At 67.4% G+C, this 14,281-nt stretch carries 19 protein-coding genes and 1 tRNA gene; 14 read left to right on the top strand and 6 right to left on the bottom strand.

The window, feature by feature from the left end; genetic code table 11:
- Window positions 1-16 precede the first annotated feature (16 nt).
- Window positions 17-472, bottom strand: a complete 456-nt coding sequence (gene pyrI, locus M1L36_RS18935; protein WP_250875301.1) for an aspartate carbamoyltransferase regulatory subunit — start codon at window positions 470-472, stop codon at window positions 17-19.
- Window positions 469-1,392 (bottom strand): aspartate carbamoyltransferase, encoded by a 924-nt coding sequence (pyrB, locus tag M1L36_RS18930; protein ID WP_250875300.1) that lies wholly within the window; start codon window positions 1,390-1,392, stop codon window positions 469-471. Before pyrB ends, pyrI begins: the two co-directional genes overlap by 4 nt.
- A gap of 136 nt (window positions 1,393-1,528) precedes the next feature.
- Between pyrB and M1L36_RS18925 the strand changes: the two genes are divergently transcribed.
- From M1L36_RS18925 to M1L36_RS18915, 3 genes are all read left to right on the top strand, one after another.
- A complete protein-coding gene (locus tag M1L36_RS18925; protein ID WP_250875299.1) occupies window positions 1,529-2,158 on the top strand; it encodes a MinD/ParA family ATP-binding protein in 630 nt (209 codons plus the stop codon).
- Window positions 2,159-2,182: 24 nt separating this feature from the next.
- Window positions 2,183-2,809, top strand: coding sequence for an RAD55 family ATPase (locus M1L36_RS18920; RefSeq protein ID WP_250875298.1), 627 nt, complete (start codon window positions 2,183-2,185; stop codon window positions 2,807-2,809).
- Between the two features lie 334 nt (window positions 2,810-3,143).
- Entirely contained in the window at window positions 3,144-3,491 is a 348-nt protein-coding gene (locus M1L36_RS18915; protein WP_250875297.1) for a DUF7344 domain-containing protein, read from the top strand.
- 219 nt (window positions 3,492-3,710) lie between these two features.
- Here M1L36_RS18915 and M1L36_RS18910 read toward each other — a convergent pair whose 3' ends face one another.
- Window positions 3,711-4,694: an FKBP-type peptidyl-prolyl cis-trans isomerase gene (locus tag M1L36_RS18910; RefSeq protein WP_250875296.1), complete on the bottom strand. Its 984-nt coding sequence runs from the start codon at window positions 4,692-4,694 to the stop codon at window positions 3,711-3,713.
- Between the two features lie 151 nt (window positions 4,695-4,845).
- On the opposite strand from M1L36_RS18910, the gene cyaB reads away from it, so the two are divergent.
- From cyaB to M1L36_RS18875, 7 genes are all read left to right on the top strand, one after another.
- A complete protein-coding gene (gene cyaB / locus M1L36_RS18905) occupies window positions 4,846-5,400 on the top strand; it encodes a class IV adenylate cyclase (protein WP_250875295.1) in 555 nt (184 codons plus the stop codon).
- A 59-nt stretch (window positions 5,401-5,459) separates the two neighbouring features.
- Window positions 5,460-6,665: a methionine adenosyltransferase gene (locus tag M1L36_RS18900; RefSeq protein WP_250875294.1), complete on the top strand. Its 1,206-nt coding sequence runs from the start codon at window positions 5,460-5,462 to the stop codon at window positions 6,663-6,665.
- Between the two features lie 286 nt (window positions 6,666-6,951).
- Window positions 6,952-7,494 (top strand): DUF5804 family protein, encoded by a 543-nt coding sequence (locus M1L36_RS18895; RefSeq protein WP_250875293.1) that lies wholly within the window; start codon window positions 6,952-6,954, stop codon window positions 7,492-7,494.
- Between the two features lie 104 nt (window positions 7,495-7,598).
- Window positions 7,599-8,687: a glutamate--cysteine ligase gene (locus M1L36_RS18890; RefSeq protein ID WP_250875292.1), complete on the top strand. Its 1,089-nt coding sequence runs from the start codon at window positions 7,599-7,601 to the stop codon at window positions 8,685-8,687.
- Between the two features lie 89 nt (window positions 8,688-8,776).
- On the top strand, window positions 8,777-9,076 hold the full coding sequence (locus M1L36_RS18885) for a HalOD1 output domain-containing protein (protein WP_250875291.1): 300 nt from the start codon (window positions 8,777-8,779) through the stop codon (window positions 9,074-9,076).
- Between the two features lie 164 nt (window positions 9,077-9,240).
- A complete protein-coding gene (locus tag M1L36_RS18880) occupies window positions 9,241-9,750 on the top strand; it encodes a winged helix-turn-helix domain-containing protein (protein WP_250875290.1) in 510 nt (169 codons plus the stop codon).
- Window positions 9,751-9,795: 45 nt separating this feature from the next.
- Window positions 9,796-10,290, top strand: coding sequence for a phosphopantetheine adenylyltransferase (locus tag M1L36_RS18875; protein WP_250875289.1), 495 nt, complete (start codon window positions 9,796-9,798; stop codon window positions 10,288-10,290).
- Between the two features lie 119 nt (window positions 10,291-10,409).
- Here the strand turns inward: M1L36_RS18875 and M1L36_RS18870 are convergent, their stop codons facing one another.
- Window positions 10,410-10,718, bottom strand: a complete 309-nt coding sequence (locus M1L36_RS18870) for a transcription initiation factor IIB family protein (protein WP_250875288.1) — start codon at window positions 10,716-10,718, stop codon at window positions 10,410-10,412.
- A gap of 91 nt (window positions 10,719-10,809) precedes the next feature.
- Here M1L36_RS18870 and M1L36_RS18865 point away from each other — a divergent pair, with 91 nt between their 5' ends.
- Together M1L36_RS18865 and M1L36_RS18860 are read left to right on the top strand one after the other, a co-directional pair.
- Complete coding sequence (locus M1L36_RS18865) at window positions 10,810-11,322, top strand: MOSC domain-containing protein (protein ID WP_250875287.1); 513 nt, start codon at window positions 10,810-10,812, stop codon at window positions 11,320-11,322.
- A gap of 44 nt (window positions 11,323-11,366) precedes the next feature.
- Window positions 11,367-11,451, top strand: a tRNA-Leu gene (locus tag M1L36_RS18860).
- Between the two features lie 87 nt (window positions 11,452-11,538).
- Here M1L36_RS18860 and M1L36_RS18855 read toward each other — a convergent pair.
- Window positions 11,539-11,916, bottom strand: a complete 378-nt coding sequence (locus M1L36_RS18855) for a DUF7344 domain-containing protein (protein ID WP_250875286.1) — start codon at window positions 11,914-11,916, stop codon at window positions 11,539-11,541.
- Between the two features lie 176 nt (window positions 11,917-12,092).
- Here M1L36_RS18855 and dacZ point away from each other — a divergent pair, with 176 nt between their 5' ends.
- Both dacZ and M1L36_RS18845 read left to right on the top strand, forming a co-directional pair.
- A complete protein-coding gene (dacZ, locus tag M1L36_RS18850; protein WP_250875285.1) occupies window positions 12,093-12,908 on the top strand; it encodes a diadenylate cyclase DacZ in 816 nt (271 codons plus the stop codon).
- A 1-nt stretch (window position 12,909) separates the two neighbouring features.
- Window positions 12,910-13,689, top strand: a complete 780-nt coding sequence (locus M1L36_RS18845) for a mechanosensitive ion channel domain-containing protein (RefSeq protein ID WP_250875284.1) — start codon at window positions 12,910-12,912, stop codon at window positions 13,687-13,689.
- 24 nt (window positions 13,690-13,713) lie between these two features.
- On the opposite strand, the gene M1L36_RS18840 is transcribed toward M1L36_RS18845, so the two are convergent.
- Window positions 13,714-14,244, bottom strand: a complete 531-nt coding sequence (locus M1L36_RS18840; RefSeq protein WP_250875283.1) for an acyltransferase — start codon at window positions 14,242-14,244, stop codon at window positions 13,714-13,716.
- Between the last annotated feature and the right edge of the window lie 37 nt (window positions 14,245-14,281).

Genomic DNA, 14,281 nt, shown 5'->3' with positions numbered 1-14,281 from the left:
CCGGGGGCGCTTGAAACTAGTCGATGTGTGCGGCGATGTCGTCTCTGAGGAGGGTGTCGCAGTAGACACACCGAACCCCCTCCGAGAGGACGGTGAACTCGCTCCGGACGGGTTCGTCGGCGGTCGTGATGCAGTTCGCGTTCGGACACTGGAGCACGCCCGTCACCTGTTCGGGGCGGACGACACGGTTCTTCTCGACGACGTCGAAGTCGCGGACGATGTTGATAGTCGCCTCGGGGGCGATGAGCGAGATGACGTCCACCTCGGCCTGACTCAACTCGCGGTCCTCGACCTTCACGATGTCCTTCGCCCCCATGTCGTCGCTGGGTACGTTCATGGCGACCGAGACCGTCTCGCCGCCGGTCCCGTCGATGCCGAGGATGGCGAGCACCCGGAGCGCCTGGCCGCCGGGGACGTGGTCGATGACGGTCCCGCTGCGGATCTTGCTGACGCGCAGTTGGTGGTCGCTCATCGCGAGTCACCCCCCGTCTCGACGCCGGCGTTCTCCAGCAGCATGTCGAGCAGCGCCATCCGAACGGGGACGCCGTTGTGTGCCTGTTCGAAGTACGTCGCCTGTGGCAGGTCGTCGACCTCGGGTGATATCTCGTCGACCCGCGGGAGCGGGTGCATCAACACGAGGTCGTCCTTCGCGTCCTCCAGGGTCTCGGGGGTGATGCGGTACTGACCGGCCACCTGCCGGTACTCGTTCTCGTCGGGGAACCGCTCGCGCTGGATGCGTGTGACGTACAGCACGTCGAGTTCCGGCAGGATGGCCTCCAGGTCGGTGTGTTCCCGGACCTGTGCCCCCTCCTGGTGGAGGTCGAAGCGGACGCTCCGGGGTAACTGGAGGGACTCCGGACTGATGAAGTGCTGACGAGCGTCGAAGTTCGTCAGCGCACTCGCCAGCGAGTGGACCGTCCGGCCGTACTTCAGGTCGCCCATGATACCCACCGTCAGGTCGTCGAGACCGGCGTTCTCCCGGATGGTGTAGAGGTCGAGCAGCGTCTGGGAGGGGTGTTGGCCCGCACCGTCGCCCGCGTTCACCAGTGGAACGTCGACGAAGCGACTCGCCATCTTCGCCGCGCCCTCGCTGGGGTGACGGAGGACGAGCGCGTCGGCGTACCCCTCGACGACGCGGACGGTGTCGGCGAGCGTCTCGCCTTTCTTCACCGAGGAGGAGTCGACGCTGCCCATGTCGACGGTCGTCCCGCCGAGGCGTTTCATCGCGGCGTCGAAGCTCATCTTCGTCCGCGTGCTCGGTTCGAAGAACAGCAGGCCGAGTACCGCGTCACGCTCGGGCGGGTCGTCGGCAATCTCGGCGGCACGGTCGAGGACGGTCTCGATGTCGTCCCGCGAGAGCTGTGTGGCGGTGATGAGGTGGTCGTGCCGCATCGTTCGTGGGAGGACCCGGAACCGCCTTGAATCTCCCGAAGCGCTCACCCCGGTCCGCCCACGTGCCTCCGTGCTTCCGGCTACGCCGCCGGCGTCCGCGCGAGGGTTGAAGTACGAGCGAGCGACCACGACCGGTATGCTCGCGGTGACCGGTGGCAAGGGTGGTGTCGGGAAGACGACGACGGCGCTCGGCGTCGCTCGTGCCCTCGGCGAGCGGGGGGTCGATGTGCTCGCCGTCGACGCAGACCGGGACCTGCCGGACCTCGCCCGGACCGCCGGGGTCGACACGGGCCACCGCGTCGAACGAAGCGGGTCCGTCACCGACGGTCTGGGAGTGTCACCCGGTGTCGACCATCCCGACTGGCCCGGCGTCAGACTGCTCACGCTCCCACGGGACCGGACCCGGACGCGGCGACTCCTCGACGCGCTGGCCACCCGTCCAGAGCGCGTGGTCGTCGACTGTCCGGCGGGGGCCGGGCGGACCGTCGCCGGTGCGCTCCGGGCCGCCGACCGGTCGTTACTCGTCACGTCCGCGCGACCGGCCAGTCTCCGCGACGGGGTGAAGGCCGCGGCGATGGCGCGGACGCTCGCCGCCCCGCCCGTGGGGACGGCACTCCTCGGTCGTGACACGCTCGGGACAGAACTGCACAGAGTCGTTTCCTCACCCGTAATCGACGTTCCACGGGTCGGAGACCCGCTCGCTTCGCCGGCCGCTCGCACGGCGTACCGGAACCTATCAGAACGTGCGACCCTCCGAAACTGTTAACCGTCACGCAAAGAGTTGTTTCCCATGGCGAAGCGGCTACAGACTGGTATCGAGGTACTGGACCGGAAACTCGGTGGTGGCGTCCCGGCCGGTAGTACCATCGCCCTCTGTGCCCAGCCCGGAAGTCAGGTCGAACTGTTCCTCAACGAACTCACTGCGATGCGGGGGACGCTGTACATCTCGCTCGGCAGAACCGAAGAGGCGGTTCGCGAGAGCATCGCCGCCTCCCCCGCCCGAACGGGCGACCCGACCATCCGGCACATCACCGGCGACGCGCCCATCGACAACGCCGCCAAACTCGTCAGCGCGTTGCCCGACGCTTCGAACCTCATCGTCGACCCCGTTGACGTCCTCGAACGCGCGAGCCACGACCGCTACCGCAACTTCCTCAACGAGATGCAGAACCACATGGCGAACACGAACGGGCTGGCCATCCTCCACTGCTTGGACGGCCAGAACGTCCCACAGGGCCGCGATACGACCCGGTTCATGGCCGACGTGGTGTTCGACCTCTCGACGACGGTGGGTGCCGACAGCGTCGAGAACCGCCTAGCCGTACCGAAGTTCCGTGGCGGCCGCGCGCTCAACGAGGTCATCAAACTCGAACTCTCCGAACGGGTCGCCATCGACACCAGTCGCGACATCGCCTGAACCGCCGTCCGTTAGGTAGCTGTTGACACGGTGTAGGGTCAGACGTAGTGCAACAGTCAACGTCCACCGACGGTCACCGTTTTCGAGAGGAATTCAGTCGTTCTCCGGGGTCTGGACGCGTCTCGACGACTAACCGTCTCGACGGCGAGCTGTCACCTTCGCCGCTCGGTCGGTATCGCGCCGCTGCTAAAGTCTCCATTACGGGAGGGTCACCGTTCCAGGCTAGTTGCAGGAAACCACCCGACAGCGCGGTGGTGAAACGGTCTGCAACGGACCGAAATCGGTTACAACGCTCTGGAGGGGTTTTGTCCTCGCAGCGATTCTGATGAGCCAGATGGTTACGAGACAACAGGTGTCAACGGGTGCGGACGCGGAGGGGGCGGCGTTCGAACTGATGGCGAACCGGCGTCGCCGTCACGTGCTCTCGTACCTGCGAGAGCGGACGGGGACGGTGAGCGTCGACGACCTCGCCAGTCAGGTCATCGCGCGTGAACTCATCGACGGCGGGCCGGTCGACCCCGAGAGCGTCGAGGCGACGCTGCGGCACGTCCACCTCCCGAAGCTCGATGCGGCGGGCCTCATCGAGTTCGACGAGGCGGAGGCGTCGGTGGTCCCGACGCGCGTCGAACGTGTGAGCGACCCTCGTGAGGACGCCGTCGGCTTCGAGCGGACGTCGGCCTGAGACACGACCGAACCGAATCGACCGGCCACACCGTCGTGGGGCGTCTGGCCGAACCGTCTGCGTCCGGTTCCCGCTCTTCTCTCTCGCACGCGACGGCTGGCAGTGACGACGCGTCGCGGTCGTCGACACCCCCTCGAGACCGTCGGTCTCCGCTCGCGTTCGCCGGTGACGTCACTGCTCGACGGTGTGGGTCGCGAAGAAAACGTCGGGGGTCGGTGGTTACTCCTCGTCGAGTTCGTCGACGATGTCCTCGGCGTCGACGTCGGCGTCTTCGAGTGCGGCTTCGAGGTCCTCGCCCTCGGCACCGCCCATGCCGCCCATGCCGCCCATGCCACCCATCATGCCGGGCATCCCCATGCCCGACCCGTCGATGGTCTCTTGGATGATGACGCGGTCGATGTCGACGCGGTCCATCACCTGCTGTGCGATCTGCTGCTTCTGGAACATCCACTGCTGGTTGAACGAGAGCTGCGGCGTGGACTCGATGTAGAGCGTCTCCTTCTCGACGGTGACCGTCTCCGTCTCGGGTTCGCTCTCCTCGTCGTCCTCGTTCTCCGAGGCAGCGGCCTCGCCTTCGACGACCTGCTCCTCCTCGACCTCGTCGGTCTGGATGTGCATCTCGAGGTCGACGTCGAGGAACATGCCGAGGAGACCCTGTGCGCGTTCGGTCTTGTCCTCGACGGTGTCGAGAATCTCGTAGGCGTACTCGATGTCCTCGCCCGCGAGCGGGTGGTTGTAGTCGACACGAGCGCGGCCGCCGATGATGGTCTCGAGGTAGCCCTGCTGGTTGTCGATGTTGACCTGCGCGCCGGGGTAGCGGTCGTCCTCGGGGATCTTGTCGGCACTGACGGTCTTGACCTGCTCCTGGTCGTACTCGCCGAACGCCTCTGCGGCGGGGACGGTGACGCTACCGGAGTCTCCGACCTCCTTGCCGACGATGTCGTCCTCGACGGCCTCGAAGATGTGGCCCGCACCGAGAACGATGGTGCGCGGGGCGAACTCGCCCTGGTCGCCGACGCCCTCCTCCTCCGCGACGTCGGGGTCGGTCGTGTCGACCAACTGGTCGCCCTCGACGGTGCGTGCGGTGTAGTCGATCTCGACGAAGTCGCCGTCCTGAAGCCCTTCTGCTTCCGGCTCGGTCTCGGTCGCTTCGGTGTCGGCCTCGGCCTCCTCGGCCTCGGTCTGCTCTGTCTCGTCGCTCATACCGAACCAGTCCTCCCGACGCACGCTTAATAACCACGCTTCGAGCGGGCGAATGGGAGTGTGTGACACGGATGAGCGTTCCTCGCCGTGTCACTCGTCGTACACCCCGAACGCGGCGATTTTTTTTGCACTCGGGGTGTTCCGAGCGAGTATGTACGAGGTCGAGGTGAAGCTTCGAGCGGAGCACGCAGCGCTCGCCGACCGACTCGCGGCGCTCGGGGCGACGCACGACCGGACCGTCGAACAGCGCGACACCTACTACGACGCCCCCCACCGCGAGTTCGCCGAGACCGACGAGGCGCTGCGCATCCGACGGGTGACTCGGCTCGACGGACCCGAGGAACCACCGGAGTGCCGCGTGACCTACAAGGGGCCGCTCGTCGACGACACCACGAAGACCCGAGTCGAACACGAGACCGGCGTCGAGGACGGCGAGACGATGGGGGAGGTGCTCGACGCACTCGGGTTCGACCCCGCGGTGACCGTCGAGAAACGTCGCGAGCAGTACGCGTTCGACGGTGTCACCGTGGTCCTCGACGACGTGACCGGCCTCGGACAGTTCGTCGAGGTGGAGTTGGAGAGCGAGGACGTCGACGCGGCCCGCGAGCGCTGCTTCGAGGTCGTCCGAGAACTCGGACTCGACCCCGGAGACGGCATCCGGACCTCGTACCTCGGTCTCCTGCTGGAGAGCGATAACCGAAGGTAATCATTCGGGTGGCAAGAGTTTCCGTAAGTTATTCTACCTCCGACGGAGAACCGGGGTCAATGAGCAACCGGAACATCCGCGTCGAGCCGATGGCGGGTCTCGCAGTCGAGGACCAGGAAGTAGAGATCGTCGAGCGAAAGGGACTGGGTCACCCGGACTCCATCTGCGACGGCATCGCGGAGCACGTCTCGCAGGCGCTCGCCCGCGAGTACCTCGACCGCGTCGGGAAGGTGCTCCACTACAACACCGACGAGACGCAACTGGTCGCCGGCAGCGCCGCGCCCGCGTTCGGCGGCGGCGAGGTGCTCGAACCGGTGTACGTTCTCATCGTCGGGCGCGCGACCCAGACGTACCAGGGGGCGAAGATTCCCACCGAGACCATCGCGCTGCGCGCCGCCCGCGAGTACGTCGAGACGAACTTCCCCGAACTGGAGTTCGGCACCGACGTCATCGTCGACGTCCGCCTCGGCGAGGGGTCCGGTGACCTCCAGGAGGTGTTCGGCGAGGAGGAACGCACCGTCCCGAGCGCCAACGACACCTCCTTCGGCGTCGGTCACGCGCCGCTGACCGAGACCGAACAGATCGTCCTCGAAGCCGAGCGCCACCTCAACGGCGAGTACAGCGCCGACCACCCCGAACTCGGCGAGGACATCAAACTGATGGGCAAACGCGAGGGCGACCGCATCGACGTCACCGTCGCCGCCGCGATGGTCGACAGCTACATCGACGACATCGATGCCTACCAGGAGGCCGTCCGAGACGTCCGGGAGTACGTCCACGACCTCGCGACGGAGTACACCGACCGCGAGGTCGAGGTCCACGTCAACACCGCCGACGACTACGACGAGGGAGCTATCTACCTCACGACGACGGGGACCTCCGCGGAGATGGGCGACGACGGCTCCGTCGGGCGAGGCAACCGCGCCAACGGCCTCATCACGCCGAACCGTTCGATGAGCATGGAGGCGACCTCCGGGAAGAACCCCGTCAACCACATCGGGAAGATATACAACCTGCTGTCGACGGCCATCGCCGAGGCCGTCGTCGAGGAGGTCGACGGTATCCGCGAGATTCGCATCCGCCTGCTGAGTCAGATCGGCCAGCCAATCGACGACCCGCACGTCGCGGACGCGGCCATCGTCACCGAAGACGGCGTCTCCGTCGCCGACATCGAACAGGAAGTCACCGCCATCGTCGACCGCGAACTGGCGGACGTGACGAGCATCACCGAGCGCGTCATCGACGGCGAACTGACGACGTTCTGAGTTGGGTTCGGCCCGCGAGAGTGTAGAGCGGGTGGCGAGTGCGGTCGCTCCCTCATCGGTCGGCGTCGGAAGTCTCAACACGGCGGGGGTGCCCGCCGCGTGCACATGAGACCGACACCCACCGCGACTCCACCTGGTGAGACATAATCGGAACGACCTGACTGGGTTGTTCGACGGGGACTCGCGGGGTGTCATCACAACCCATGGGTTCTTCCTACTTGCGTGTTTCGCCGCCGGGGGCGACGGAGAGCGAAACCGACTTGCGTTCGGTGACGACAGTCCCCGCATGACCACGGTCTGTCTCGTCGGGACCCCGGAGTACGACCTCCGGTACGAACTGCTGTCACGGGAGACCGCACGGGACGCACTGGCGACGTACGCGCTCGACCGGCCGTTCGACAACAGCGTCGCCGTCGAGACCATCAGCCTCGGGGCGGCCGTCGCGCTCGTCAACGACCTCGCGTGGTACCTCGTCCGGTTCGTCGACACGACGCTCGTCCACGAACCGTCGGTCAGCGACGGCGAGTGGCTCTCGCGTGACCTCGCGGCGGCCATCCGCGACGGCGCGGTGACGCCCGAGGAGTCCGGCCGCTACCTGAAGATATACGGCGTCGAGCACCCCGAGTCGACCGAGCGACCCGACGAAGCGCGAGCGGACGGTGCTGCGACGTCGCCGACCGAGGAACCGGGCGACTCCCCCGCTGGGCCGCCACGGCTGGTCGAACCGATGTTCGTCGCGCGAACGGGCCGCCAACTGCCGGAGTACGACCTGCGCGACGTCGACGAGACGCTCGTCGTCCGCGTCACCGAAGACGAGTTCGGCGGGTAGGGTCGCGCGGTGGCCCAGACGGGGGCAGGGTGGTCGGCTCGCGTCTGTGCACGCTCGCGACAGCAGAGGGGAAGGGTTTACTCTGGGCCGGGAGCAGAGAGCGTATGGAGGAGTTGGGGTCCGCCGACGCGTTCGACCGGATGGGGACGCTCGGCATCGAGGAGGAGTTCTTCGTCGTCGACGCCGAGGGTCGCCCCACGTCCGGCACCGACGAACTCGTCTACGAGTCGGACCCACCCGCGATTCTGACGGACAGACTGGACCACGAACTGTTCAAGTGCGTCATCGAGACGCAGACGCCGACCATCGACGGTCTCGCCGACGCGACGGACGCACTCGCCGAGGTCCGCGACGCGCTGGTGGCCCACGCCGAGGCACACGGGTTCGGCATCGCCGCGGCGGGGCTGCACCCGGCGGCTCGCTGGCGCGAACTCGACCACGCCGAGAAGTCGCGGTACCGCGCGCAGCTCGACCGCATCCAGTACCCACAGCACCGCAACACGACCGCCGGACTGCACGTCCACGTGGGCGTCGACGACGCCGAGAAGGCGACGTGGGTGTCCAACCGCCTGCGCTGGCACCTGCCGCTCATCCTCGCGCTGTCGGCGAACTCGCCGTACTGGAACGGGTTCGACACCGGTCTCGCCTCGGCGCGGTCGGTCGTCTTCGAGAACCTGCCGAACACGGGGATGCCGACGACGTTCACCTCCTTCGAGGACTATCTCGCGCTCGAACGACTGATGGTCGAGACCGACTCCATCAGCGACCGGGGCGAACTCTGGTACGACGTGCGTCCCCACACGGGTCACGGCACCGTCGAGGTTCGAACGCCCGACGGCCAACACGAGGAGTGGCGCGTGCTGGCGTTCGCCGAGTACGTCCGCGCGCTGGTCGTCGACTACGCCGAGCGCTACGAGGACCACCCCGACCCGTGGGGACACCTGAGCGACCACCGCCGGGAGACGCTCGACGAGAACAAGTGGCGGGCGGCGCGCTGGGGTCGCGAGGCGTCGTTCATCGACCGCGAGTGCGCCGGGACCGTCTCGCTCGCCGCCGCCGTCGACGCGGAGTGCGACCGTCTCGGTGTGACGGGCATCCGCGAGGTACTCGACGCGGAGGGCGGGTCGACTATGCAACGGCGACTTCGCGAGAACGAGGGTCTCGACGCACTCTGCGGCGCACTCACGCTGTAGCGACGACCGTTTCCAACAGTTTCCAATCGAATCGCAGTTGACCTACCAGCGGCGACACGTTTATTCCTTCCACTCCCTGCCGGAACAACATGAACTCGACATCCGCTCTCATTCCAATCAGTACCCGCGTCGTCGAACGGGTCGCCGAGCGAGAGAACACCTCGCCGCTCTCGCTGTCTCCGCCGCTCACGGAGTTCGTGGACCCCGACGCGCTCGACGCGCTGTTCGAACACGCCGCCGGGACGGTGGCGTTCGAGGCGTGGGGCCACTGCATCACCGTCTCGGGGGATGGGACGGTGCGCATCGACGAGTCGAGCGATGCGGTGTCGACCGACTCGGATTCGGCCGACGCCGCGTCGTCGCCGGACGGCGAGTCGACCCCCGAGTGACCGCGCGGTTCTCACCACTGGTCGAAACGGTCGGGAGGACGGTCCTGACGGGAGCGGTTCGAGTAGCCGAACTGGCGACGAACTGCCGGACGATGGCCGCACAGCGGTAGATGCTGCGAAGCAAGGGTTTAAATCTGACAAATCCTTGGCTTCCACCACATCGAATGTCTCTGGATGACACGCACGACGACGCCGGCGCAGAGACCGACGAGGGCTCCGTCCGTGAACGTCTGGGTGAGGAGGCGGACCGCGCGGTCGAGACCCTCGACGAAGGACTCGTAGAACTCCTGACGTGGATTCTCGACACCGAGACACGGGCCCGCATCTACATCCACCTCCGCGAACGGCCGAACTCGACGAGCGACGAGATCGCCGAGGGGACCGGCCTCTACCCGAGTACCGTTCGCGAGGCGCTCGCGGAACTGAACGCCGAAGAGAAGGTCACCCGGGGTAAACGCGAGTCCGCGGGTGCTGGGAACAACCCCTACGAGTACGTCGCCATCCCGCCGAGCGACCTGGTGGCCGACGTCGTCGGGGACGTTCAGGACGGGTTGAACACCGTGTTCAACCTCGACGACCGCCTCGCCGACCGCTCGGTCGGCGACGGCCCGGTCACCATCACCGTCGACCAGTCGGCCGACAGCGAGTCCGCCGGCGCGGAGTCGGACGACTGACTCCAGAGCCGAAGGCATAAGCCACGGGCCACCTTCCACCGGTGTATGCAGGTCGCGCTTGGGGGAACGTTCGACCCGGTGCACGACGGTCACCGTGCCCTGTTCGAACGCGCGTTCGAGTTGGGTGACGTGACGGTCGGACTCACGAGCGACGCGCTCGCCCCGAAGACGCGCAACGAGGACCGCTACGTGAAACCGTTCGACGAGCGCCGCAGAGCGCTCCGGGCGGAACTCGAACCTATCGCCGCGGAACACGACCGCGAGTTCGAGATTCACGAACTCGTCGAACCGACGGGCATCGCGACCGAACCCCGCTTCGACTACCTCATCGTCTCGCCCGAGACCGTCGAGGGCGGCGAGCGGGTCAACGACCTCCGGGCCGACGACGGAATCGACCCACTCGAAATCGTCGTCGTCGACCACGTCTCCGCCGAGGACGGCGAGCGCATCTCTTCGACGCGTATCGTCCGCGGCGAGATCGACGAGCACGGCAACCTCACGCCCGAGGCCGAGGGCCGCCGCGCCACCCGCGAACAGTAACGTAGCGAGACGGCCCCACACCGCGGGACGGTCGCGCTCCCGGGACGCGACGCACTCGGGCCCTTCTCACGTCGCTCGAACGGGACAGTCCGGTAGCGGTCGGCCCGTCGGTCCGTCGGTCACCAACTGGGTTTTCGGAGGCCGGCCTCCTCGATGAGGTCCTTCCAGTTCTGCTGGACCGAGAGCCGCGAGACGCCGACGGCGTCGGCGACGTCGCCCTGCGAGCGTCGGTCGCCCTCGATGAGCGCGCCCACGTAGAGCGCCGCGGCGAGGGAGGCCTTCTTCGAGCGGTCCTCCTCTGGGACCGTCGAGAGGAAGAGGTCGACGGCCCGGGTGCGCGCCGCGCTCTCCAGGTCCAGTCGGTCGCCGGCGGTGTCGAGGTCGGCCAGCCACCGCTCGTTCTCGACGTGGTCGCGGGCACTGTACATACGCTCGCTCGGTCGGCCGGCGGCAAAGCGCTTGCGGGCGACCGTTCGGACCGTCGCGAACGGTTTTGGCGGTGCTCGGCGTACGACGGCCATGGGTCGAATCGAGCGACTGTGGACCGCACCGGAGGACGCCGCACCGATGGTGTCCCACGAGTCGGTTCGCTGTGTCGAGGGCTGTGGTGTCGAGGGCGACCGCTACTGCCTCGGGACGGGGTACTACGTTCCGTACGACGTCTGCCAGGTCACGTTCGTCGCGAGCGAGGCGCTCGACCACGTCCGCGCCGAGTACGGCATCGACCTCGCCGACGGTCGGCACCGCCGCAACGTCGAGGTTCGCGGCGTCGAGGTCCACGACCTCCTCGACCAGCGGTTCCGTATCGGCGAGGCGACGTTCGAGGGGACGCGACCGCGGCCACCCTGCGCGCACGTCGAACAGGTCGCCGAGGAGGCGGGCGTCGCCCGAGCACTGCGGGAGGGGCGCGGAGGCATCTGTGCGGACGTCGTCGAGGGTGGAACCGTCGCGCTCGGCGACGAGGTGACGCTGCTCGGACCGGTGTTCGACGGCGAGGGGTTGGCCGCGGCGATTCGCGAGCGACGGCAGTGACGGAACGAAAGCTTTGTCTCGGCGTTGGTGAAAGAGGAGAACGCGCACGGGTAGCCAAGCCAGGCCAACGGCGCAGCGCTTAGGACGCTGTCTCTCAGGAGTCCGCCCGTTCGAATCGGGTCCCGTGCATCTTCTGTCCGCGCCCCGGCGACTCCCACGGCGTAGCGAGTCGCCGACGACGTTGCAACCGAGTGTACGTCTCGGTACCGAACGCCCTCACGCGTCGTCCAACGCGGCGCGGAGCGACGCGGTGAACGCCCGTTGCAGTCGTTCGACGTGGAGTCCCGTCGCCGTGAGTTCGACGCGGACGGGCGTCCGCTGGACGAGTCCCGCCGCCTCCAGCGTGGGGAGGTGGTCGTGTTCCAACGCGGCTCGGACTTCGCGGTACGTCGCGTCGGTCGGTGGGCCGTCGGCGACGGTCGCGGCGACCCGATGGGTCAGATCGTACAGCGGAACCGGGTGGAAGCGGGCGGCGAGGTCCGCGAGGACGGCCCGACGACACCGGTCCGCCAAGACGCGGTGCACTTCGTCGACGGCGAGCGGTTCGTCCACGTCGGTCGGCCGAACGTCGTGCAGGGTGTCACCACGAGTCATGTGTGGACACCGGGATGGCATCGAGATAAAACGGGTTCTTCACACGTGAAGGCTCGACGACTGCACGCTCGGCGGGGACGGCTACCAGAGGGTGTCGGGGACTCCGTGTCGGCGAGCGTCCGACCACCGTCGGACGGTCGAAAAGGCTTTTGCGGTCATGGGAAGTGAGTGCAATCATGTCAGCGCTGGGCGGTCTGTACGACGACATCGTCGGCGACGTCGATGCGGTGTTTCTCTTCTCGCCGAGCGCTTCCCTCTTCGACGAGTTCGCGACGAACGAGGAAGCGCCCCCGGTCGTGGTCGTCTCCCCGGAGAACGCGGTGGGCGCGGACCGGTACGTCGAACTCCCGCTGGAGTTCGAGGACGTCCGCGACCGCATCCGGTTCGGCCTCGAAGGTGGTATCGAACGCGAGTACGTCGACGAGGGGGCCATCGTCGCGTGCGCGACGAAACTGTTCGACGACACCGTCGACACGGTGGTCCGGGTCAACACGAGCGAGTTCGTCCGGTCGGGCGTCTACGGTCTGTTCACCGACTCACGGGCCGACCCCTCGGTCATCCGCGCGGTCCTGGAGGTCGTCATCGAACTCGGGAAGAAGGGACAGAAGGGGAAACCAGTCGGCGCGCTGTTCGTCGTCGGCGACGCGGGGAAGGTGATGAACAAGTCCCGGTCGCTGTCGTACAACCCCTTCGAGAAGTCCCACGTCCACGTCGGTGACCCCATCGTGAACGTGATGCTCAAGGAGTTCTCGCGGCTCGACGGCGCGTTCGTCATCTCCGACTCGGGGAAGATCGTCTCGGCGTACCGCTACCTCGAACCCGGTGCCGAGGGCGTCGACATCCCCAAGGGTCTGGGTACCCGGCACATGGCGGCCGCCGCCATCTCGCGGGACACCAACGCCATCTCCATCGTCCTCTCCGAGAGCGACGGTCTCGTCCGGGCGTTCGCGGGCGGCGAGATCGTCCTCGAACTCGACCCGGAGGACTACTGAGATGCAGGTCGAAGGCGTCGCCGAGCGGGTGTTACGCGCCGTCTCGAACTCCGTCGGGGCCATCTTCATCCTCGTCGTCGGGCTCATCCTGGGGTTCCTCGTCGGTCGGTACGCCCGGCGGTTCATGGTCGCCATCGGCCTGCCGCGTGCCGTCGAGGGGACGCGCTTCGAACGGACCGCCCAGCGGGTCGGTACGTCGACGGTCGGTCTCGTCGCGACGCTGGTCACGCTGTTCATCTACATCGCGACTGTCGCGGGGGCGCTGGAGGTCGCGGGTATCCTCGAGACCGACCTCTCGCTGGTCGGGTTCGCGGGCTACCTCCCGTCCGTGTTCGCGGCCATCCTCATCGTCATCGCCGGCCTCGTCATCGGCGACAAGGCCGAGGTGGCGGTCCGCGAGCGTCTGGAGAACGTCAAGTTCACCGAGGTCAACGTCGTCCCGAAGGTCGTCAAGTACAGCGTCTACTACGTCGCTGGCGTCATCGCGCTCGCCCAACTCGGACTCGCGGCCAGCGCGCTGTACGTCCTGCTCGGGAGCTACCTCCTCGCGGTCATCGTCTTTGGCGCGCTCGCGCTCCGTGACGTCGTCCCGGCCGCGACGGCGGGCATCTACCTCCTGTTGAGCCAGCCGTACGGCATCGGCGACGAGGTCGAGGTCGCGGGCCACCGCGGCATCGTCTCGGAGGTCGACGTGTTCGTCACGACCGTCGAGAACGACGGCGAGGAGTTCATCGTCCCGAACCACCTCGTCTTCCGGTCGGGCATCGTCCGCGTCCGCTGACCGGCCGCGCGGGACGGCGACGGTTCAGTCGTCCCGTCCGGGGTCACCCGACTTGACCACCTCTGCGGGGACGCCGGCGACCGTCGCGCCGGGAGGGACGTCCTCGGTGACCAGCGAGTTGGCGGCGACCTGTGCGCCCGTGCCGACGTGGACGCCGGGGAGGACGACCGCCTTCGCGCCGATCATGGCGCGTTCGCCGACGACCACCTCGCCGGTGCGGTACTCGTCCTGGAGGAACTCGTGACAGAGGAGAACCGCGTCGTAGCCGACGATGCAGTGGTCTTCCAGCGTGACGAGTTCGGGCCAGAACACGTCCGGGGTGGCTTCGAGGCCCCAGGAGACCCCCTCACCGACGGTGACGCCGATGCGTCGGAGCGCCCACGCCTTCACCGAGAGGAACGGTGCGAGTCGTGCGACGAGGACGAACAGGAAGTTGTAGACGACGCGCGGGATGGACTTCGCCTCGCGCCAGTGCTGGAGGCTGTTCAGCGGCCCCGGCGTCGGGTGGCGCGTCGTCCGGTCGTGGCGGTGGTCGGCGTCGTCTGGGGCGGACACACCGCCCGTTCGGCGGGCGTGGGTAAAAAGCAGGGTC

The sequence above is a fragment of the Halomarina rubra genome (genome assembly GCF_023699475.1).
GTDB classification, from domain to species: domain Archaea; phylum Halobacteriota; class Halobacteria; order Halobacteriales; family Haloarculaceae; genus Halomarina; species Halomarina rubra.
The sequence above is the reverse complement of the archived record's forward strand: the minus strand, read 5'-3'. Positions and strand labels throughout refer to the sequence as shown.